General features: G+C 46.3%; 18 protein-coding genes, 1 rRNA gene and 1 other annotated feature. Of the genes, 1 reads left to right on the top strand and 18 read right to left on the bottom strand.

Features of this window, described 5'->3' with window-relative positions:
* Window positions 1-191, bottom strand: a 16S ribosomal RNA gene (locus TES5_RS13180); the annotation flags it as partial.
* Window positions 192-700: 509 nt separating this feature from the next.
* Between TES5_RS13180 and TES5_RS13185 the strand changes: the two genes are divergently transcribed.
* Window positions 701-1,438 (top strand): prepilin peptidase, encoded by a 738-nt coding sequence (locus TES5_RS13185; protein WP_068562451.1) that lies wholly within the window; start codon window positions 701-703, stop codon window positions 1,436-1,438.
* Between the two features lie 106 nt (window positions 1,439-1,544).
* Here TES5_RS13185 and rpoC read toward each other — a convergent pair whose 3' ends face one another.
* The 17 genes from rpoC to TES5_RS13265 all read right to left on the bottom strand — a co-directional run bounded on the left by rpoC (window position 1,545) and on the right by TES5_RS13265 (window position 21,084).
* Window positions 1,545-5,189: a DNA-directed RNA polymerase subunit beta' gene (rpoC, locus tag TES5_RS13190; protein ID WP_068562452.1), complete on the bottom strand. Its 3,645-nt coding sequence runs from the start codon at window positions 5,187-5,189 to the stop codon at window positions 1,545-1,547.
* A gap of 119 nt (window positions 5,190-5,308) precedes the next feature.
* The gene (rpoB, locus tag TES5_RS13195) at window positions 5,309-8,836 is read right to left on the bottom strand and encodes a DNA-directed RNA polymerase subunit beta (protein ID WP_068562453.1); all 3,528 of its coding nucleotides are present in this window, start codon (window positions 8,834-8,836) and stop codon (window positions 5,309-5,311) included.
* A 309-nt stretch (window positions 8,837-9,145) separates the two neighbouring features.
* Window positions 9,146-9,754 carry a class I SAM-dependent methyltransferase gene (locus TES5_RS13200; protein WP_068562454.1) on the bottom strand — a complete coding sequence of 203 codons (609 nt, stop codon included), beginning with the start codon at window positions 9,752-9,754 and terminating at the stop codon, window positions 9,146-9,148.
* Window positions 9,755-9,889: 135 nt separating this feature from the next.
* Window positions 9,890-10,255, bottom strand: coding sequence for a 50S ribosomal protein L7/L12 (gene rplL / locus TES5_RS13205; protein WP_068562455.1), 366 nt, complete (start codon window positions 10,253-10,255; stop codon window positions 9,890-9,892).
* An 85-nt stretch (window positions 10,256-10,340) separates the two neighbouring features.
* Window positions 10,341-10,841 carry a 50S ribosomal protein L10 gene (rplJ, locus tag TES5_RS13210; RefSeq protein WP_068562456.1) on the bottom strand — a complete coding sequence of 167 codons (501 nt, stop codon included), beginning with the start codon at window positions 10,839-10,841 and terminating at the stop codon, window positions 10,341-10,343.
* A 37-nt stretch (window positions 10,842-10,878) separates the two neighbouring features.
* Window positions 10,879-11,005, bottom strand: a sequence feature (ribosomal protein L10 leader region).
* Between the two features lie 40 nt (window positions 11,006-11,045).
* On the bottom strand, window positions 11,046-11,735 hold the full coding sequence (rplA, locus tag TES5_RS13215) for a 50S ribosomal protein L1 (RefSeq protein ID WP_068562457.1): 690 nt from the start codon (window positions 11,733-11,735) through the stop codon (window positions 11,046-11,048).
* 104 nt (window positions 11,736-11,839) lie between these two features.
* A complete protein-coding gene (rplK, locus tag TES5_RS13220) occupies window positions 11,840-12,265 on the bottom strand; it encodes a 50S ribosomal protein L11 (RefSeq protein ID WP_068562458.1) in 426 nt (141 codons plus the stop codon).
* Between the two features lie 339 nt (window positions 12,266-12,604).
* On the bottom strand, window positions 12,605-13,153 hold the full coding sequence (gene nusG / locus TES5_RS13225) for a transcription termination/antitermination protein NusG (RefSeq protein WP_068562459.1): 549 nt from the start codon (window positions 13,151-13,153) through the stop codon (window positions 12,605-12,607).
* Between the two features lie 141 nt (window positions 13,154-13,294).
* On the bottom strand, window positions 13,295-13,465 hold the full coding sequence (gene secE, locus TES5_RS13230; protein WP_068562460.1) for a preprotein translocase subunit SecE: 171 nt from the start codon (window positions 13,463-13,465) through the stop codon (window positions 13,295-13,297).
* Window positions 13,466-13,500: 35 nt separating this feature from the next.
* Window positions 13,501-13,653 carry a 50S ribosomal protein L33 gene (gene rpmG, locus TES5_RS15055; RefSeq protein WP_072763840.1) on the bottom strand — a complete coding sequence of 51 codons (153 nt, stop codon included), beginning with the start codon at window positions 13,651-13,653 and terminating at the stop codon, window positions 13,501-13,503.
* 192 nt (window positions 13,654-13,845) lie between these two features.
* A complete protein-coding gene (locus TES5_RS13235; RefSeq protein WP_068562461.1) occupies window positions 13,846-16,020 on the bottom strand; it encodes a PTS sugar transporter subunit IIABC in 2,175 nt (724 codons plus the stop codon).
* Window positions 16,021-16,280: 260 nt separating this feature from the next.
* Window positions 16,281-16,763 carry a GNAT family N-acetyltransferase gene (locus tag TES5_RS13240; RefSeq protein WP_068562462.1) on the bottom strand — a complete coding sequence of 161 codons (483 nt, stop codon included), beginning with the start codon at window positions 16,761-16,763 and terminating at the stop codon, window positions 16,281-16,283.
* Window positions 16,760-17,701 (bottom strand): 1,4-dihydroxy-2-naphthoate polyprenyltransferase, encoded by a 942-nt coding sequence (menA, locus tag TES5_RS13245; protein ID WP_068562463.1) that lies wholly within the window; start codon window positions 17,699-17,701, stop codon window positions 16,760-16,762. The genes TES5_RS13240 and menA overlap by 4 nt, the downstream gene beginning before the upstream one ends.
* A gap of 11 nt (window positions 17,702-17,712) precedes the next feature.
* Entirely contained in the window at window positions 17,713-18,768 is a 1,056-nt protein-coding gene (locus tag TES5_RS13250; protein ID WP_369813500.1) for an FAD:protein FMN transferase, read from the bottom strand.
* 126 nt (window positions 18,769-18,894) lie between these two features.
* Entirely contained in the window at window positions 18,895-19,437 is a 543-nt protein-coding gene (locus tag TES5_RS13255; protein ID WP_068562465.1) for an FMN-binding protein, read from the bottom strand.
* Window positions 19,438-19,646: 209 nt separating this feature from the next.
* Entirely contained in the window at window positions 19,647-20,627 is a 981-nt protein-coding gene (locus tag TES5_RS13260) for a polyprenyl synthetase family protein (protein ID WP_068562466.1), read from the bottom strand.
* 34 nt (window positions 20,628-20,661) lie between these two features.
* Window positions 20,662-21,084, bottom strand: a complete 423-nt coding sequence (locus TES5_RS13265) for a NusG domain II-containing protein (protein WP_068562467.1) — start codon at window positions 21,082-21,084, stop codon at window positions 20,662-20,664.
* Window positions 21,085-21,086: the final 2 nt, after the last annotated feature.

Genomic DNA, 21,086 nt, shown 5'->3' on the forward strand with positions numbered 1-21,086 from the left:
AAAACTATGCGGTATTAGCACCCGTTTCCGGATGTTATCCCCCTCTTATGGGCAGGTTACCCACGTGTTACTCACCCGTTCGCCACTATCTTCTCAGTGGAAGCAAGCTTCCATAGAAAAGACCGTTCGACTTGCATGTATTAGGCACGCCGCCAGCGTTCGTCCTGAGCCAGGATCAAACTCTCATGTAATGTGGGCTCTTGTACAGAAACCCTCATGAAAAGCTGAAAAGCTCTTAATTTCTTGCTGACTTTATGTTTGCGATACGATGTATCGCCTTCGTTTGCTTCGACCGAAGTCTAAGCTCCCTGCACATTTGGTTCGTTCATTCTTTGTTCAGTTTTCAAAGGTCAATCGCGCATCACGTATTACGTGATTGCTTATTTATAATACCACTTAACCAGCCCGGCGTCAACGCCTTTTCGAAATATTTTTTCGAGATACTTCAGACGCTTTCGAACTGCAGTAGCAACTCTTATATATTATCAAATACACAACCATCTGTCAACAACTATTTTCCATCGGGACAAAATATTAATTTGACAACTTAAATATTCTACCATCTAACGGATGTCTTGTCAACAATAAAAGGAATATTTTTAAAAATGGGCACTACATGTTTTCCAAACCCGCGCACAAAAAGATTCAACAGACTAGTTGCGGATACTATAATCAGTTTGTTCGTAAAGGAGGAATTGTTTTGATCATCATCGTTTATATATCCATCTTTTATTTCGGAGCCATTTTCGGATCCTTCTTCACTGTACTCGGAACGCGTATCCCCATCAAAGAAAACTTCACCACCACACGCTCCCACTGCGTCCATTGCCAGCATACACTGCAGACAACAGATCTTTTTCCAATCGTTTCTTATGTATGTCACCGCGGGAAATGTGCTTACTGTACAACAAAAATAGATCCGATGTACTTCGCTTCGGAAATCATTTCCGGTTTCGTGACATGCCTTCTCTATTATTTCTACGCAACAGACTTGTTGCAGTTGCTTGCTCTCGCCTTTATATTCTCGTTGCTGCTGGTCATATCGATTGCCGATTATCTCTATCTGTTGATTCCTGATCGCTTTCAGCTCTTGTTGTTTTTCGGTGTCGTATTTCATCAAATGACTCTTCCTACTACGGATTGGCCAGCAGCCTTCATTAGTTTTTTTGTGATCTTTTCATTGCTGTTCTTCACCGGACTCGCTCTTCCTGATGGAATCGGGGGCGGCGACGTCAAACTGCTTTCGATCTTGAGCCTCGCTTTCGGGCTGGAACCAACCTTGTTCATCATCCTGTTGGCCAGCCTCTTCGCAGGCTTTTGTTTTTTGTACACCCATCTGACAAAAGGCAGCTCTTTGCAGCGTAGATTGCCGTTCGGACCCTTTCTCGCCGCTTCTGCCGTTGTGGTGCACTTTACGCAAATGGGCTTGGTGCTTTGACGCCTCTCGCATTTTCTTAGGGAATTGTATTTATGCTCAAAAAAACATACAAACGACAAAAAAACGCCCCGGAAAAGCAAATTGCTTTTCCGGGACGTTCATCTTTTTACGCTTTGTAGTCAGATAGGTCAGAACCCATTTCGGCTGTATCAGTGATGCTATAGACGCTCTCACTTTCGGCTTCGACGGCTTTTGGCTCCATCTTACGGTAGCGGGCCATACCTGTACCAGCAGGAATGATCTTACCGATGATAACATTCTCTTTAAGACCCAACAAGGAGTCTTTCTTGCCGCGGATTGCAGCATCCGTCAAGACACGAGTCGTTTCTTGGAAGGAAGCAGCAGACAAGAAGCTGTTTGTTTCCAATGACGCTTTTGTGATTCCCAAAAGAACTGGACGGGCTGTTGCTGGAACTTCCCCAGCGTTGATGACAGCACGGTTGCGGTCTTCGAAATCTGAGATGTCCATCAGTGTACCTGGCAGGATATCTGTTGAACCCGGATCCATAACGCGGACTTTACGCAACATTTGACGGACCATAACTTCGATATGCTTGTCGCCGATTTCTACCCCTTGCATACGGTATACTTTCTGAACTTCGCGCAGCAAGTACGTCTCAACAGACAATACATCGCGGACGCGCAGCAAGCTCTTAGGCTCGATGGACCCTTCAGTCAACGGATCCCCACGGTGAACGATGTCGCCTTCAGCCACTTTCGTACGTGCAGTGTAAGGAATGGTATACGTTCTTGTATCCGTGATCCCTTTGACTGTTACTTCTTTGGAACGATCGGACGCACTTTCATCAATGGAGACAACTTCCCCTGTAACTTCTGTGATGACAGCTTGCCCTTTCGGATTACGCGCTTCAAATATTTCTTGGATACGCGGCAAACCTTGTGTGATATCGTCTCCGGCAACCCCACCCGTATGGAATGTACGCATGGTCAATTGAGTACCCGGTTCACCGATGGATTGGGCAGCGATTGTACCGACTGCTTCACCGACCTCAACATTGGAACCAGTAGCCAAGTTACGGCCGTAGCAACGTTTGCAGACGCCGTGTCTTGTGTTACATGTGAACACGGAACGGATCGTCACTTCTTCGATACCGGCATCAATGATTTCTTTGGCCATATCTTCTGTGATCAATTGGTTATGAACTGCAAGAACTTTGCCGTTTTCAGGATGAACCACTGTTTTTTGAGCATAACGACCAATCAGACGCTCTTCCAATGCCTCAATGACTTCATTGCCTTCTTGGATCGAACGGACGATCAGACCACGATCGGTTCCGCAATCGTCTTCACGGATGATAACATCTTGCGCAACGTCAACCAAACGACGAGTCAGGTAACCTGAATCGGCTGTCTTCAAGGCTGTATCGGTCATCCCTTTACGAGCTCCATGGGTAGAGATAAACATTTCCAAAACGCTTAGTCCTTCACGGAAGTTCGAAGTGATCGGCAATTCCATGATCTTACCGTTTGGAGCGGCCATCAGACCACGCATACCCGCCAACTGTGTAAAGTTGGAGATGTTACCACGGGCTCCGGAATCACTCATCATGAAGATCGGATTTTCTTGTCCCAATGTCTTCATCAGTTCGATCTGGATTTCATCTTTCGCCATATTCCAAGTTGTGATGACGCTGTTGTATCTTTCATCATCGGTGATCAGACCACGACGGAATTGTTTCGTGATGTTATCGACTTTTTTGTGCGCTCTTTCCAGAATCTCTGCTTTGGATTCCAATACCAGGATATCGGCGATCCCTACAGTGATACCTGCACGAGTCGAGATTTTGTAACCCAGGTCCTTCATTTTGTCCAACATCTTCGAAGTTTCTGTTACTTGGAACTTCTTGAAGACGGCAGCAATGATATTTCCAAGGTATTTCTTCTTGAACGGTCCGACAATTTCTTGTTTCTTGATGAACGCCTGAACGTCTTCGCCGGCTTCAACAAAGTATTTATCCGGAGTCGCTACATCCAAGTTGAATTGCGTTGGTTCGTTCAAATACGGGAATTCATCCGGCATGATTTCGTTAAAGAAGATCTTACCGACTGTCGTCACCAACAGACGGCCTCTTTGCCATTCTGTCCATGGTTTCTTAGGCAACGAATTCGTGCTGATCGCTACTCTGGTATGCAGATGGACAAATCCACCTTCATAAGCCAGACCCGCTTCTTCAGCGTTGGAGAAGATCATTCCTTCGCCGACTTTATTGATTTCTTCCAGCGTCAGGTAATAGTTACCCAAGACCATATCCTGGGATGGGGTTACGACTGGTTTACCATCTTTTGGATTCAAGATGTTCTGTGCAGCCAGCATCAATAGACGCGCCTCTGCTTGTGCTTCTTCGCCCAGCGGTACGTGGACGGCCATTTGGTCACCATCGAAATCGGCGTTATAGGCTTCACATACCAACGGATGCAGACGGATTGCTTTACCTTCGACAAGTACCGGTTCAAATGCTTGGATACCCAAACGGTGAAGCGTCGGTGCGCGGTTCAGCAATACCGGATGTTCTCTGATGACATCTTCCAATACATCCCAGACATCATCGTCCATACGGTCGATTTTGCGTTTTGCATTTTTGATGTTGCTTGCGATATCACGGGCAACCAATTCTTTCATCAAGAACGGTTTGAACAACTCGATCGCCATTTCTTTCGGCAAGCCGCATTGGTACATTTTCAGGAAAGGTCCAACTACGATTACGGAACGTCCGGAGTAGTCAACACGTTTACCCAGCAAGTTTTGACGGAAACGTCCTTGCTTCCCTTTCAACATGTGCGAAAGTGATTTCAATGGACGGTTACCTGGTCCTGTTACAGGACGGCCGCGACGACCGTTATCGATCAAAGCATCGACAGCTTCCTGCAGCATGCGTTTTTCATTCTGAACGATGATGTTCGGTGCGTTCAGGTCCAACAAGCGTTTCAGACGGTTGTTACGGTTGATGACACGACGGTAAAGGTCGTTCAAGTCACTTGTTGCGAAACGGCCGCCTTCCAATTGAACCATCGGACGCAAATCTGGAGGGATAACCGGGATTACATCCATGATCATCCAGCTAGGTTTGTTCCCTGAAGAACGGAAAGCATCCAGGATATCCAAACGACGGATTGCACGCGTACGTTTTTGTCCGGTCGCGGATTTCAATTCTTCTTTCAGTTCTTCACATTCAGCATCGACATCGACGCGATCAAGCAGTTGCTTGATGGCTTCCGCACCCATGGCCGCATGGAAACTGTTTCCGAATTGCGCTCGTTTGTCACGGTATTCTCTTTCCGTCAGCAACTGTTTCGATTCCAACACAGTGTCACCCGGTTCGATGACAACGTAGGAAGCGAAGTAAATGATTTCTTCCAATGCGCGCGGGCTCATATCCAATACAAGACCCATACGGCTAGGAATCCCTTTGAAGTACCATACATGGGTTACAGGAGCAGCCAATTCGATATGGCCCATTCTTTCACGACGGACCTTAGCGCGGGTTACTTCAACGCCACAGCGATCGCAAACGATGCCTTTGTAACGGATACCATTGTATTTACCACATGAACATTTCCAGTCCTTTTGCGGTCCAAAAATTCGCTCACAGAACAAACCTTCTTTTTCAGGTTTCAGTGTTCTGTAGTTGATTGTTTCTGGTTTTTTAACTTCCCCGTAAGACCAGCTACGGATCTTATCAGGAGAAGCCAAAGAGATTTGCATACTTTCAAATTTATTAACGTCTATCAAGGGGCCAACCTCCCTTTATTCTTTGAGCTGCCCAAAATGCTCTATCTGCGTTTCTCGTGAGGCAATGCGCTTTGATCAAACATGCGCCCGAACGCTTCAGCAGCGTCCGGGAACACGGATTAGTCTCTCTTCATTGCTTCAGATTGTTTATTTAATCTTTCCATATTCACAACATCATCTTCTTCATCCATGTCGCGCAATTCGATTTCTTCTTCTGCTTCATCAAGCACTTTCATATCCAATCCGAGTGCTTGCAATTCTTTCACCAATACGCGGAATGATTCAGGTACACCTGGACGAGGAATTGTTTCGCCTTTGACGATCGCTTCGTATGTTTTCACACGACCGACAACATCATCTGATTTGTATGTCAAGATTTCTTGCAATGTATAGGCAGCACCATAAGCTTCCAGTGCCCAAACTTCCATTTCTCCGAAACGTTGTCCACCGAACTGAGCTTTACCACCCAACGGCTGTTGCGTAACTAAAGAGTATGGTCCAGTTGAACGAGCATGCAATTTATCATCAACCATGTGGGAAAGTTTCAGATAGTACATGACGCCGACGGACACACGGTTATCGAAAGGTTGACCTGTACGGCCATCATAAAGGATTGTTTTGGCATCGTTCGCCATACCGGCTTCAGCCACAGTACCCCAAACGTCATCTTCATCCGCACCATCGAATACTGGAGATGCGACGTAGATGCCTAATGAACGGGCAGCCATGCCTAAGTGAAGTTCCAATACTTGTCCGATATTCATACGCGATGGTACCCCTAGAGGGTTTAACATGATATCAACAGGAGTGCCGTCTGGCATGTATGGCATATCTTCTTCAGGCATGATACGGGATACAACCCCTTTGTTACCATGACGTCCGGCCATTTTATCCCCTTCGTTGATCTTACGTTTTTGAACGATGTAGACACGCACCAACAAATTCACGCCAGGTGACAATTCATCCCCTGCTTCACGGGTAAAGATCTTCACATCGTGGACGATACCGCCACCGCCGTGAGGAACACGTAGCGAGGTATCACGCACTTCGCGCGCTTTTTCACCGAAGATGGCATGCAATAGACGTTCTTCCGCAGACAGTTCGGTCATCCCTTTAGGAGTGACTTTACCGACCAGGATATCCCCGTCTTTGACTTCCGCACCAATGCGGATGATGCCGCGCTCGTCAAGATTTTTCAAAGCATCTTCGCCGACGTTAGGCAATTCGCGAGTGATTTCTTCAGGTCCAAGCTTCGTATCACGTGCTTCTGATTCGTATTCTTCGATATGGATAGAAGTGTACACATCATCACGGACAAGACGTTCGTTCATGATAACAGCATCCTCGTAGTTGTAACCTTCCCAAGTCATGAAGGCAACCAAAACGTTCTGCCCAAGAGCCATTTCGCCTTTTTCCATAGATGGGCCATCCGCTAATGTTTCACCGACATCGACACGGTCGCCCAAAGCTACGATTGGACGTTGGTTATAGCAAGTTCCTGAGTTGGAACGTTGGAACTTGATGATTTCGTATTTATCCAAAGCACCATTATCGCGACGGACACGGATTTCTTTGGCATCCACGTATTCAACCACACCATCATTTTGGCACAACAGGGCTGCACCTGAGTCATGAGCGGCTTTGTATTCCATCCCGGTACCGACGAACGGTGCTTGCGGGTTGATCAGCGGAACCGCTTGACGTTGCATGTTGGCACCCATCAAGGCACGGTTGGAGTCATCGTTTTCCAAGAACGGGATGCAGGCTGTAGCGACAGCAACTACTTGTTTTGGAGAAACGTCCATGTAATCGACGCGTTCAATCGGAACTTCCAAGTTGTCATGGATATAACGGGCCATGACGATGTTGTTGGCGAAGCTTCCGTCTTCCAATAGGACCGAGTTGGCTTGCGCTACGGTGAAGTTATCTTCTTCGTCAGCAGTCAAGTAGTCGATGATATTGGTAACCTTATGCGTGTTCCAGTCGACACGACGGTAAGGTGTTTCAATGAAGCCATATTTGTTGATTTTCGCATAACTGGACAAACTGTTGATCAGTCCGATATTCGGGCCCTCAGGCGTTTCGATCGGACACATACGGCCATAGTGGGAATAGTGAACGTCTCGGACTTCATATCCGGCACGGTCCCGCGTCAAACCACCGGGTCCTAAGGCAGAAAGACGACGTTTGTGTGTCAATTCGCCCAACGGATTCGTTTGGTCCATGAACTGCGACAATTGGGATGAACCAAAGAATTCTTTGATTGCAGCCACTACCGGACGGATATTGATCAATTGTTGCGGTGTTACGGTAGAAACATCCTGGATGGACATTCGTTCGCGCACGACACGCTCCATCCGTGACAAACCGATACGGAATTGGTTCTGCAACAACTCTCCGACCGAACGGATACGTCTGTTACCCAAGTGGTCGATGTCATCCGTTGTTCCCAGTCCTTCAGAAAGGTTGAAGAAGTAGTTCATGGAAGCAAAGATATCGGCAGTCGTCAGATGTTTGATATCGTCAGCAATTTCGGAATTTCCGATGATGTTGATGACTTTCTCAGGGTCTTTCTTGGAGTAGACTTTCACTACCTGCAGAACGACCGGATCAGTCACAACGCCATCATCAGTAGGGTACAACGTCACTTGATTCAAGCCGTTATCCAAATAAGGCGCTAAGCGTTCCATTACGCCGCGATCCAATTCGGTTCCTTTTTCCGCGATGATTTCACCTGTCTCAGGATCGACCAATGTTTCAGCCAATGTCTGGTTGTACAAGCGTGTTTTGACATTCAATTTTTTGTTTACTTTATAGCGTCCAACAGGAGCCATATCATATCTTCTTGGGTCGAAGAAACGGGCATTCAGCAAGTTACGTGAGCTGTCGGCCGTTTTCGGTTCGCCTGGACGAAGTCTCTCGTAGACGTCTTTCAACGCTTCTTCTGTTCTGGAGTCTGATGCGTTCTTATGTACATCTTTTTCCATAGTCAGGCGCAAGCTTTCGTTGTCGCCGAAGATCTCAAGAATCTGATCATCCGAACCGAAGCCCAATGCGCGGACCAAAACGGTCAACGGGATTTTTCTGGTACGGTCGATACGGACGTAAGAGATATCTTTCGCATCCGTTTCATACTCCAACCACGCGCCACGGTTAGGAATCAACGTGTTGCCGAAGCTTTCTTTCCCGTTTTTGTCCATCTTATTATGGAAATAAACGCCTGGAGAACGAACCAATTGGGAGACGATAACACGTTCCGCTCCATTGATGATGAAGGTACCCATGTCTGTCATTAATGGGAAATCACCAAAGAAAACTTCCTGGTCTTTGATTTCGCCTGTTTCTTTATTGATCAAGCGTAGTTTTACATAAATCGGTGCCGAGTAGTTGGCATCATGTGCACGTGCTTCTGAAACAGTATATTTTGGATCATGGAATTCATAATCGACAAATTCCAATGCTAAGTTCCCTGTGTGATCTTCAATCGGCGTGATGTCCTTGAACATCTCTTTGATCCCAGTTTCCAAGAACCATTTGTAAGAATCCGTTTGAATCTCAATCAGGTTAGGAAGTTCTAACACTTCACTGATACGCGAATAACTTCTGCGGGTACGTTGTTTCCCGAATTTTTCATTATGCCCTAACAACTTCTTCACCCCTACTTAAATTTAGACCTTTAGCGACAACACACTCTTATGTTGCATTTTCGCAACAAGTGTTACGTTTTTGTTACATATACAATCCGCAACGTTTTTTTGGCAAAAAAAAACCAAAAGAAGGTTGCAATTTCTGAGAAAATTACTCTTTCTTTTGTTTTCTGCCTCGAAAAGCGCGTCTGGACAATATTTCAGTCGCGTTTTCTGAATTATCTTATGCGTCTATATTACCTTACTATTCTACACACATGATTTTCATTTGTCAACAGCCTTTCGCTCGCATCCAATTCGGGACGCGTGCTAGGCTTTGACCGATTGGATGATCCAATAGCCTTTGTCGCGGGCAATGACTGCGACATTCCCGAAGACTTCCAGCATTTTCTGCTCAGCACTTGGCGCGCCTTGCTTCTTCTGGATGACTACAGTCAGCATGCCGCCCGGCAAGAGATGCACGTGCGCTTCCGACAGGATCCGATGGACGACCTGTTTACCGGCGCGGATCGGCGGATTGCTGACGATTGCAGCGAATTGCCTTTCTTCTGGCACTTGGTCGTAGGTATTCGATTCGTAGACTTTCACATTGCGGATGTTGTTGGCTTCCGCATTTCTGCGCGCTAAAGACATAGCCCGCTCGTTTACGTCCACCATCTCCACCAATCTTGCAGGATAGGCATAGGCAAGCGCCAGCCCCATCGGACCGTAGCCGCAGCCGACATCCAAGATATCCCCGGCAACCTCCTCATTCAAGCGGAACGTTTCGATCAGCAAGCGCGAACCGAAGTCGACCGTTTTTTTGGAGAAGACACCGCTGTCCGAGATGAAACGAAACTCACGGCCCCTCAAAGGGAAAGTCCAGGAAGCTTCCTTGCTTTCGGTCTCAGGATTCTTTGTGTAGTAATGATTTGACATATTTCCAACTCCTTCTGACGGAAGTCCGACACTGCAGGGAAAATACAAGAAAAGCCAGGATAATTGCTTATCCTGGCCAGTCTATTTACACAATCTAGAATTGTGTTTCTGTAGAAATAATCTTTTGAAAAAAGATTATTTAACTGTTACAGAAGCGCCAACTTCTTCTAATTGAGCTTTCAATGCTTCAGCATCTTCTTTAGATACAGCTTCTTTGATAACGCCAGGAGCGCCGTCAACTAGAGCTTTAGCTTCTTTCAAGCCTAGGCCTGTAGCTTCACGTACAACTTTGATTACTTTGATTTTAGAATCTCCAGCTGAAGTTAATTCAACGTTGAATTCAGTTTGCTCTTCTTCTGCTGCTGCTACTGCGCCTGCTGCTGCTACTGGAGCTGCAGCTGTTACGCCGAATTCTTCTTCGATAGCTTTTACTAAGTCGTTTAATTCTAGAACTGTTGCTACTTTGATGTCAGCAATGATTGCTTCGATGTTTAATGACATTTTGTGTTCCTCCGTTTTTGGTTTAAGTTTTTTTGTGCCTCCATTAAAGAGGCTTGTGTTTTGGTTCATCTAGCAGAACTGCAAATTATGCAGCTTCGCCGTCTTTCTCGGATACAGCTTTAATAGCCAACGCAAAGTTGCGGACTGGAGCTTGTAGTACTGAAAGCAACATAGAAAGCATACCTTCGCGGTTTGGTAGTTTTGCCAAAGCTTCGATTTCTTCTTTAGAAGAAACGTTACCCTCAACGATACCACCTTTGATTTCTAGTTTATCAGCAGTTTTTGCAAATTCAGCCATGATTTTGGCTGGAGCTACAACATCTTCAGAACTGAATGCAACAGCAGTAGGTCCTTTGAAGATGCTTTCCATACCTTCCAAACCTGCAGCGACAGCAGCACGTACCATTAGAGAGTTTTTGATAACTTTCATTTCTACGCCAGCTTCACGCAATTGTTTTCTTAATTCAGTCACCTGTTCAACAGTAAGACCTAAATAATCAACAACGACTACAGATGCGGATTCTTGGATTTTTGTTGTCAGTTCTTCAACCAACAGTTGTTTTTGTGCAATAGCAGCTTCACTCATCTTATATTTCACCCCCTGGATTTTATGATAGAATTTCTTGTAAAAACAAAAAACTCTATGTCACCTAGACATAGAGGATCCATAAATATCTCATTGGATTCTTCCTCGGCAGGTATATTAAGGCTCGCACCCCCTGCTGTCTTCGGTAAGCATATATTAACCTCAACGACTATACCAAAGATAGTCGCTGAGGTCAAGGTTTTTTTATAAAGAGCTTGCGTCCACTTTAACGCCAGGTCCAAATGTAGTTGTTACACTTACATTTTTAACGTATTGGCCTTTAGCAGTTGCTGGTTTAGCTTTCAAGATTACATCGTGGATTGTACGGAAGTTTTCCATCAATTTAGCATCGTCGAATGATACTTTACCGATAGGAACGTGGATGTTACCAGCTTTGTCAGCACGGTATGTAACTTTACCAGCTTTGATTTCGTCAATAGCTTTTGTTACGTCCATTGTTACAGTACCTGTTTTAGGGTTTGGCATCAAGCCTTTAGGTCCCAATACACGACCCAAACGTCCAACTTCACCCATCATGTCAGGAGTTGCAACGACAACATCAAATTCAAACCATCCGCCTTGGATTTTTTGAACCATATCTGCGTCGCCTACGTAGTCTGCACCAGCAGCTTCAGCTTCTTTAGCTTTTTCGCCTTTAGCGAACACTAAAACGCGTTGTGTTTTACCAGTTCCGTTTGGAAGCACAACTGCTCCACGGATTTGTTGGTCATTTTTACGAGTGTCGATCCCTAAACGGTAAGCGACCTCAACAGTTGCGTCGAATTTTGCAAAATCGACTTCTTTCGCTAATGCTACTGCTTCTTCTACTGAATATGATTTAGTAGAATCTACTTTTTTCGCAGCATCTTGGAATTTTTTACTTTTCTTAGCCATTGAATTTTCCTCCTAGATTGTGGTTTTAACGGATTAACCTCCCACGTGTGGCCTGGAACACCTTTTGAGCGTTCGGAAGGCCACATGAGAAGCTGCATTTTGAATTAGTCTTGAACTGTAATACCCATTGAACGGGCAGTACCTTCGACCATACGCATAGCAGCTTCTACGTCTGCTGCATTCAAGTCTACCATTTTTGTTTCAGCGATTTCTTTAACTTGGTCACGTGTTACGGTACCAACTTTTTTCTTGTTTGGTTCGCCTGAACCTGATTCGATACCTGCAGCTTTTTTCAGCAATACTGGAGCTGGAGGAGTTTTTGTAATGAAGGTGAATGAACGATCTTCATATACAGAAATGACGACGGGAATGATCATACCTGCTTGGTCAGCAGTACGTGCATTGAATTCTTTACAGAATCCCATGATATTTACTTGTGCTTGACCCAAAGCTGGACCTACCGGTGGAGCAGGAGATGCTTTACCTGCAGGAATTTGTAACTTAACTAATTTAACAACTTTTTTAGCCACGAGACATACCTCCTTGATTGTTCGTGATGTGGTTTAATGGGGTTAAGATTTCCCCTCCCACTCAATCCATACGCCTGAACGTACCGATATATTATATCAGCACACCCAAATAAATGCAATAGTTTTTTTAGCTAACATCTAAATTTCCCTAAGAGTTTTAGTGCATCCCCTTAGGTGATCTAAAAGTTTGAAAAATAGTCCTTCCTCTTAAAGCGATGGCTAGCTTCACGGGTTAGCCCTTCGGAAATTAGATAAATCGTACCTATTGCGCTCTACGATGCTCAGTCGGCACGATTTCCTAAATTTCTATCAGGGCTGAACGAACCCGTTCCGCTTTTCTTAGCCTTTGTCTACTTGGTCGTAATCGAGCTCGGCAATCGTTTCGCGGCCGAACATTTCGATCATGACTTTCAACTTGCCTTTTTCGCTGTCCACTTCTTCAACGAATCCTGACAGACCGTTGAATGCGCCATCGGTGATGGTGACGGGCTCGCCTTTTTCAAAGTTCACATCATGCGTACGCGTGCTCATACCCATACGCTTCAGGATGACTTCGATTTCTTCATTCAATAACGCAGACGGCTTGCTGCCCGCTCCGTGCGATCCAACGAAACCGGTAACGCCCGGCGTGTTACGGACTACGAACCACGCTTCATCAGACATAATCATTTCAACCAACACATAACCAGGGAAGGTTTTTTGCGTAGTCGCCTTCTCTTTTCCGTCCTTCACTTCCACTTGCTCTTCTTCCGGGATAACAACGCGGAAGATATGGTCTTCCATGTTCATGCTTTGCGCACGTGATTCGATGTTCAGTTTCACTTTGTTCTCATAGCCTGAATAAGTGTGCAACACATACCATTGTTTTTCGTTTTCGATCGTTTCCATTTTTCGCATCTTCCTTCTTGGTGGATTTTTATTAGACTTCATTTATTGTAAACAAAAAAACCTTCCTGTCGTTGAAAGGTTTCTTCTGTACGGCGTTAACATTATAGCATCACGAAGACTGTATGGCTACAAATCTTCTTTTTAATTTAAGATTAAACTCATTGCTTCTGTGATCCCAAAATCTACTACGGCAAAAAATATTCCGAATAGAATGGTTGTAACGACAACCGTATTTGTATATTTTGCTAATTCCTTACCAGTCGGCCAAGTCACTTGCTTCATTTCATCCGCTACGCTCTTCAGAAATTTCATGCTTCTCCTCCTACTATCTGTTGCCAGTTTCGTCTTTATTTCGTTTCTTTGTGCAAGGTATGCTTCCCACAGTACCGGCAAAATTTCTTGACTTCCAAACGTTCTGTACGACCTTTTTCAGTAGGTGTGATGGTATAGTTCCTTGATCCACATACGGTACAGGCTAATGCGGCTTTTCTGATAGCCATGTCGCTCACCTATTTTCTCTCTATTTGTGTACACAATACAAGCTAATATTAGAGCGCCTATCCCAAATAGTCAACCTTTTTATTTGGGTGGATACGCCGAAAAATACAAAAAGGCCTCCTGATCTGAGACAGGAAACCTTTTTGTTGCGCTATTCATTTCTGCATTACCTTATCCGTGTTGAATCTTACTTCTTATTGAACTGTAACGATTGCATCGCCAAGATCTACAGTACCTTCTGCAACAACTTCAATGTTTTTGTAATTGAAAGTGTTCGTGATTACCATAGGAGTCGTTGTTTTGTAACCGGACGCCTTGATGAAGTCGATATCGAAATCAACCAATTTGTCTCCGATCTCAACAAGATCTCCAGCTTTAACATGGGTAGTGAAACCTTCACCCTTCAGATTGACTGTATCCAATCCGATGTGGATTAAAATTTCAACGCCCTCATTCGATTCAAGACCGATAGCATGCTTCGTGTCGAAAACCATTACGACTTTACCATTGATCGGCGAAACAACCTCTCCGACTGCAGGTTCGATTGCGACCCCTTTACCCAATGCTTCGCTAGCGAAGGCAGCGTCATCCACTTGCGACAAGGGAATAGCGGTACCCGCGATCGGCGAACGTAAAGTAGTGGCAACTGTCGCTTTTTCTTCAACAGCAGGTGCTGCTGTTGTTTCAACAACTTTTTCTTCTGTTTTTTCAACAGCCTTCAGACCATAATAATCTTCTTTCGAAGGCAGTTTTGCGGCACTGCCGCTTTCGATGAATTCTTCCAAGTTTGATTTGATGTTAGAAACTTTCGGTCCGTAAACAACTTGAACGCCGTTTCCTTTATGGATGACGCCGGATGCTCCCGTGCCTTTCAATAATTCCGCATCAACCAAATCTCCGTTTGCTACGGTTGTACGCAGACGAGTTGCACAGCTGTCGACGTCCACGATGTTCGCTGCGCCACCCAAACCATAAACGATGGAAGCGGACATTTCATCCGTCTCGTTCTTCACGACTGAGGCAATGTCTGCAGCGCCTTCTTGCGCTTTCGCATTCATGTCGGCACGCGTATACAACTTCACTTCAGTCGAATCATCTTCACGACCCGGCGTCTTGTAATTGAACTTCTTGATCAAGAACGAGAACAAGAAGTAATAGATTACAAAGTAAGCAATTCCGATAAATACGATCCAAATCCAGTTCGTTTTGGCATTCCCTTGCAGGATACCGTAAAGGAACATGTCAATGAATCCGCCTGAGAAAGTCATACCGACGCCAACGTTGAACATATGCATCAACATGTAAGCACCACCGGCCAAAACAGAGTGGATGACATACAACGGTGTCGCCACAAACAAGAATGTGAATTCCAACGGCTCAGTGATACCAGTAAGCATGGAAGTCAAGGCAGCAGACAACAATAGTCCGCCGGCTTCTTTCCTTTTTTCTGGTTTAGCTGTGCGGTACATCGCTAAAGCAGCACCAGGCAAACCGAAGATCATCAACGGGAATTTACCTGACATGAAACGTGTAGCCGCAACGCTGAAGATGGTTGTGTCAGGATCAGCCAATTGTGCGAAGAAGATATTTTGCGCACCTTCGATCATTGCTCCGCCGACTTCCATCGTGCCGCCCACAGCCGTTTGCCAGAAAGGCAAGTAGAATACGTGGTGCAGACCGAAAGGAATCAACGCACGCTCCATGAAACCATAGAGCCATGTTCCAGCGTAACCGGAACCTTGTACCAAAGCACCGATCGCATTGATGCCTTCTTGTACTGGCGGCCAGATAAAGACCATAAGGATACCTACGAACAAGTAGACGATCGATGAGATGATCGGAACAAAACGAGTGCCTTCAAAGAATGAAAGCGCAGCTGGTAATTGAATTTTATAAAAGCGATTATGAAGTGCAGCAACACCCAAACCGACGATCATACCTCCAAAAACACCCATTTGCAACGATTCGATACCCAATACGTTTGAGATAGATCCTTCGATGAACTGATCTGCGCCGCCACGGGCTACGATCATAGCGCCGATGGATGAATGCATGATCAGGAAGGCGATGACAGCAGCCAAAGATGCAGTCGCTTTTTCAGCTTTCGCCATACCGATGGCACAGCCGACAGCGAAGATCAACGGCAAGTTCCCAAAGACAACCGATCCGGCCTGGTTCATAACGTTCAATACATCGTAAACGAACGTCCCTTGACCCATCAGTTCCGTTAAACCATATGTTTCTAGTGTCGTAGCATTAGTAAATGACCCACCGATACCCAAAAAGAGTCCGGCTACTGGCAAAATGGCGATTGGCAGCATAAACGAACGCCCAACACGCTGCAAAATACCAAAAATTTTGTCCTTCATTTTAAATCCTCCAAATAGGGACAAGGAAAGCTCCGTTACAGGACAACTGACCTTGTTCTCTTTATTTAAACGGACGGATAATGCAGGAAATGAATATAGCGCTTTATTGATTAATAAATGAAGATTCTGAAAGATAAGGTACTTTGAATCCTCAGCCATTATAACGCAACTGCCTTTTCATTAAAAGCGTGAAGTAACATTTCAGACACAATTCCAAGGGCATTCTTAAGGAATTTTAATGAAAACGCTAACTTGTATAGTCATGTTAGTTCAATCAACATTGTGCAAGAATTTTTCTGGTTTTTCACAAGGGAAAATCCGTGCCGCTCATAGAGCTTGCGCGCCGGATTAGAGCGGGACACACTCAAGGACACTGCCTCCAAACCCGTTGCATGCAGATGCGTCAGCATCTGCTCCAACAGCGCCGTCCCGATACCGCGCCCGCGGAAGGCCGGCTGCACCGCGATTGTGAGTTCGGGCACATCTGAGCGTACGAAACCGTAGCCTTTTTGGGCCGTTGTCGCAAGCCGAACCCACACCGCTCCGACGGCTTTATCATCCGATAATGCTATGAATGCCACGTCGCCTTCTCTGCCGAAGTCCGCATAGTAGCGCCGGATTGCAGGTTCTTCCAATATTTTGCGCGGCAAAAAGCCCCCGCCTTTGGGCGAATAAATCGCCTGATAAGTCATTTCCTTCAGGAAAAACTCATCCGCAGGGGCTCCGTTTCTGATGGTGATCATTTCAGGATCAGAGACACGATCAACAGGATGATCTCCAACCCATGGTAAAGAATCAGGTTTTTGATTGCCAAGTCAAAAGTCGTCGCTTTGTCCTGTTTAGCTTTGAAACGGTTGATGTTGCGCTGAACAATCGGGAAGATCGCCCAAATGAACAGCATCCAAACCGGATAGATTCCGAACAATACCGAAAGGGTCGTTGCGGCGAAAGCCCCATAGTACAACCAGGCGTAAAGACGCACTGCAACGGGCTTCCCGATATAGAAAGTCAACGTATAGCGGTGATTGGAAATATCCGTTTCATAGTCGCAGATATTGTTCGCCAACATGATGTTGGCGATGCTGAACACCAACGGCGCTGACTGCAAGAGAATGATCAGCAGATTCGCGATGCTTCCAGCCAACGTAAAATTCGGCCATTGCAACAGAAACGACGCCAACGTTCCGGCCGGCACATTCACGAAAACAGCGATGAAAAAGATTCCGAAGCCCATCGTCAGCCCTGATGCCACTTCACCTAAGGGCATCCGCGAAATCGGAAAAGGCCCGAATGTATAAAGAATCCCAATCGCAAAGCAGAGTGCCCCAATCATCAGCAGCAACAGATCGGTTCTCGCAGTCAGTATCAATCCCAGCAGCGCCGCAAAAGCAATCATTGAAACGATGATTTTGGCTGCTTGTTTGACGGAAATTCCAGCCTTTCCGAGGATGTTCTCCTCATCGCGGTAGACCAGGTTCTTCGCCTTTACATAATCCATCGTGTTATTGATGGCCGTCGTCGCCATATCAAATACGACCATCGCTATAAAGAATAAAATAGTGTTCAGCGCATTGATGCTGCCGAAATGATAAAGCGTAAACAAGGTACCCAGCACAAACGGAAACAAACTGGCTAACTTAGTCTTGATTTCCACAAATTCCAAAAATACAGGTACAGTCATCTCTTTCACCCCTATTCATTTTCCCAAACATAATCGTCGTTCGTCAGTTCAAAATTATCAATCAATCCATCCGAAACGTAGACTTTCTTGTCCTTAGTCACAAAAACGGCTTCGATATCATCCCGTTCGTTGACATAGGCCAGACCAGCTTCCCTCCCGAGGCCAAAGACAAGCGTCGACAAGGCATCACCATCGATCGACTTATCGGACAAAATAGAAACACCGGCGATATCGTTATCGAACGGATAGCCCGTTTCCGGATCCATCAGATGGTGATAGCTGACACCCTCCACTTCGATATAGCGTTCGTAAATGCCTGAAGTCACGATCGAACGGTTTTTTTGTTTCGTCTTGCCGATCGTTTCCCCACGCGCAGCCATCGGATCCTGGATGCCTACATTCCAAGACTCCCCTTCACGCAAAGGCGAACCGCCCATGACATAAACGTTGCCGCCAAGATCGATGATGGCCGTCGTAACACCATTCTCCGCCAACAAATCCTTCACTTCGTCGGTGATATATCCTTTTGCGATGGCACCCAAGTCCAAGCGCATCGCCGCATCAGCCAACTGAACCGTCCGCGCTGCATCATCCAGCACGACGCGTTCGTAATCGACCAACGCCAGCGCCGCATCGATCTCACTCTGCTCCGGCTTCCTAGCATCCTCGAAGCCGATGTGCCACAGTTCCGTGATTGGCCCAATCGACAGGTCGAAATTACCATCGGACGCCTTGCTGTAATCCCAAGCACTCCGCACCAACGGGTAGATATCCTCAGATAGTTCAACCGCTTCCGTCCCGGCAACAGCGTTGATCGCATCGATCTCAGATCCAGGTTCATTCACCGTAATCTTATCGGCCAGTTCCTCGACATGAGCGAAAGCTTCTTCCAGCACCGCCTCTTTGCCTTCATCATAAACGCGCACCGTCACATAGGTGCCCATCAGAAATTCCGTTTTCTCGTAAGGTTCTTTCCGTATCGCCGTTTCTTCCTGCACGTCCCCGTTGGCGCAGCCCCCAAAAAGGAGCGCCAGCGACAATGCGCCAGCCAGACTGGCCTTATTGATATATTTTTTCATCCGCTCACCCCGTATCTACATTTAAAAAGACAGGCAGGAACAAGAACGCTGTCCCTACCTGTCTATGATAATCTTTTTTCTTGCCGAATCCACCTAAAAAGGCGGAAATCCAGCTTATTCTTCTTCGACTACGTTATCGATTTCGATTGTAGTTGTGTCGCCAGCTTCAGCTGCTTCAACCAACATTGGAGCGTACTTTTTAAAAGTATCACTAGAACCTGTTGCACCAGTAACGACTTCTACTGCTTCCGGATCTTGTTTTTCAACCAATTGGCTGTTCAATGCAGGGAAGTAATCAGCAGGACCCACGCCAGCTTTTTCTACCATTCTAGCTTGGTAGTCTGCATCTTCGGATTTCTTCGCGCCGGCCTCGTTCACGTTCTCGTATGCCGATTCCGTGATTTTTCCGTCCACTACAGTGATCGAGAATTCAGTTTTCCAGCCACGTGTGTCGAAGTTCTTTTCAACCAATGTGTACGTGCCGTCCTGTAATTCAGCTGCCGCTTCTGAAGAAGCTTCTGAAGAAGACTCAACCACAACTTCTGATGAAGCTGCTTCTGAAGATTCAGTTTCTGTGTCAGCACCGCCGCAAGCTGCTAATACGAAAGTTGATGCCAACAAAAGAGTTGCCGTAGATAACGTTTTCTTTAGTTTCATAATCTATCCCACCCTGTTCTTTTTTATGGTAGCGGTTAGATATGTGATGCCAATCACAAGCTCCCTATATCTATCCACTTACTTATCATACCATTTGTTACATCTTTAGCCAAATAAAATCTATATATTTAACAAAAAACCAGTATTTTCTAATGTTTTGTCTTAAAATGAGATGCTATCAATCCACATACCGCGTAGTAGAGGCTTTGCTACATATTGCGATAAAGCAATTGCTCAGTTAATTTCGTTAGCGTTTCCTTTACGGGATGATCCGGCAACTTTTTGATCAGTTTCAGCGCTTTCGTCGTGTACTTCTTGGCCAAGGCCTGTGCAGCGCGATTGCCGCCGTAGCGTTCCACCAAACCATGGATCTCCGCGAGCTCCTCAGCAGTCACATCCGCCCCTTTGGCGATATAAGCAGCGAAAGCTTTGCGGTCGGCCTGCATCGCGTACAGCACAGGCGCCGTGTAGATGCCGTTGCGGAAGTCACTCAGAGCCGGCTTGCCCAATGTCTTTTCGTCCTGCGTGTAGTCCAAGACATCATCCATGACCTGGAAGGCCATGCCGATGTCGTGGCCAACCCGATAGGCCAGCTGCGCTAACTTTTCGTCCTCATCCGATCCATAGGCACCGGCATAGCAGCTCAACGCGAACAATTGGGCCGTTTTTCCTTGGATTTGGCGCAAATAATCGCGCATGCGCATGTCCGGATTGTAGCGCATATCCATTTGATTAAGCTCGCCGATCAGGATACTTTCCATCCCGTTCGTGTCGATCTTCAGCACAGCCGCGTCTCCGGCATAATCGGACAGCAAGCGGAAGCAGACCGTGAACAGGTAATCCCCCGAATAGACGGCAATCTGGTTACCGAATGCCCGGTTCATCGTCTCCTGGCCGCGGCGGGTGCCGGCCTCATCGATCACGTCATCATGCATCAGCGTCGCGGTATGCAGCAATTCCACCGCGGCCGCGATCGCTTGCGCCCGTTCCGCATCCCGTTCCGGGGAATAGTAGGAAAACAACAGGCAATAGGCCGGCCGCAGCATTTTCCCGCCCGAGAGCAGCCGCGACAGGATCGCTTCCCTGACCGCTTGATTTTTGAGCGTTATATTTTTTTCCAACAGCTCATTGGTGGCGACCAATTCCGCCTGCAACAGCGGATACTGGTCCCACATCGAATGAATTTTCATACTGAACTCCTTTTGTTCTGCCCTTAAGTATTTGTCAGGAGATGATGTCGAGGGCCTCTTCATCGTCAGCGGTCGTCCCTTGGGCACCGCGTATTTCAACCAACACGCGGTTCGGCAGACACATGATTGTCTCCCCGATGCCATCCTTCGCGCCCATACGCACACACAATTGGTCGTCGCAATCGGCGGAAGTAATCCGGATTTGGGCCCCTTCCCGCACGATTACGTTCTCATGCCCATGGTCGTCCTGATAGACATACGTCTCCATTTTGCCGTCATCCTTCAGGACAAATTCCTTCACCACGTTACCATCCACACTGATGACCGCGATGTTATCCGCGCTCTCAGCGTTGGCTTGATGATAGGAGAAGACCCCCAACGGCAGGAAGGAAGCCGCCATCAAAAAAAGGATGATGAGCAGATCGCCTCTGCGGATCATTTTCAGGTATTTTCTCATTT

Origin of the sequence: Trichococcus sp. ES5 (assembly GCF_900067165.1) — a bacterium.
GTDB classification, from domain to species: domain Bacteria; phylum Bacillota; class Bacilli; order Lactobacillales; family Aerococcaceae; genus Trichococcus; species Trichococcus flocculiformis.

Coding starts and splice junctions, on each gene's coding strand:
- TES5_RS13200 (WP_068562454.1), bottom strand. CDS start 9,754: ATGTCAAATCATTACTACACAAAGAATCCTGAGACCGAAAGCAAGGAA.
- rplL (WP_068562455.1), bottom strand. CDS start 10,255: ATGTCATTAAACATCGAAGCAATCATTGCTGACATCAAAGTAGCAACA.
- rplJ (WP_068562456.1), bottom strand. CDS start 10,841: ATGAGTGAAGCTGCTATTGCACAAAAACAACTGTTGGTTGAAGAACTG.
- rplA (WP_068562457.1), bottom strand. CDS start 11,735: ATGGCTAAGAAAAGTAAAAAATTCCAAGATGCTGCGAAAAAAGTAGAT.
- nusG (WP_068562459.1), bottom strand. CDS start 13,153: ATGGAAACGATCGAAAACGAAAAACAATGGTATGTGTTGCACACTTAT.
- secE (WP_068562460.1), bottom strand. CDS start 13,465: ATGAAATTTCTGAAGAGCGTAGCGGATGAAATGAAGCAAGTGACTTGG.
- rpmG (WP_072763840.1), bottom strand. CDS start 13,653: ATGGCTATCAGAAAAGCCGCATTAGCCTGTACCGTATGTGGATCAAGG.
- TES5_RS13235 (WP_068562461.1), bottom strand. CDS start 16,020: ATGAAGGACAAAATTTTTGGTATTTTGCAGCGTGTTGGGCGTTCGTTT.
- TES5_RS13240 (WP_068562462.1), bottom strand. CDS start 16,763: ATGATCACCATCAGAAACGGAGCCCCTGCGGATGAGTTTTTCCTGAAG.
- menA (WP_068562463.1), bottom strand. CDS start 17,701: ATGACTGTACCTGTATTTTTGGAATTTGTGGAAATCAAGACTAAGTTA.
- TES5_RS13255 (WP_068562465.1), bottom strand. CDS start 19,437: ATGAAACTAAAGAAAACGTTATCTACGGCAACTCTTTTGTTGGCATCA.
- TES5_RS13260 (WP_068562466.1), bottom strand. CDS start 20,627: ATGAAAATTCATTCGATGTGGGACCAGTATCCGCTGTTGCAGGCGGAA.
- TES5_RS13265 (WP_068562467.1), bottom strand. CDS start 21,084: ATGAGAAAATACCTGAAAATGATCCGCAGAGGCGATCTGCTCATCATC.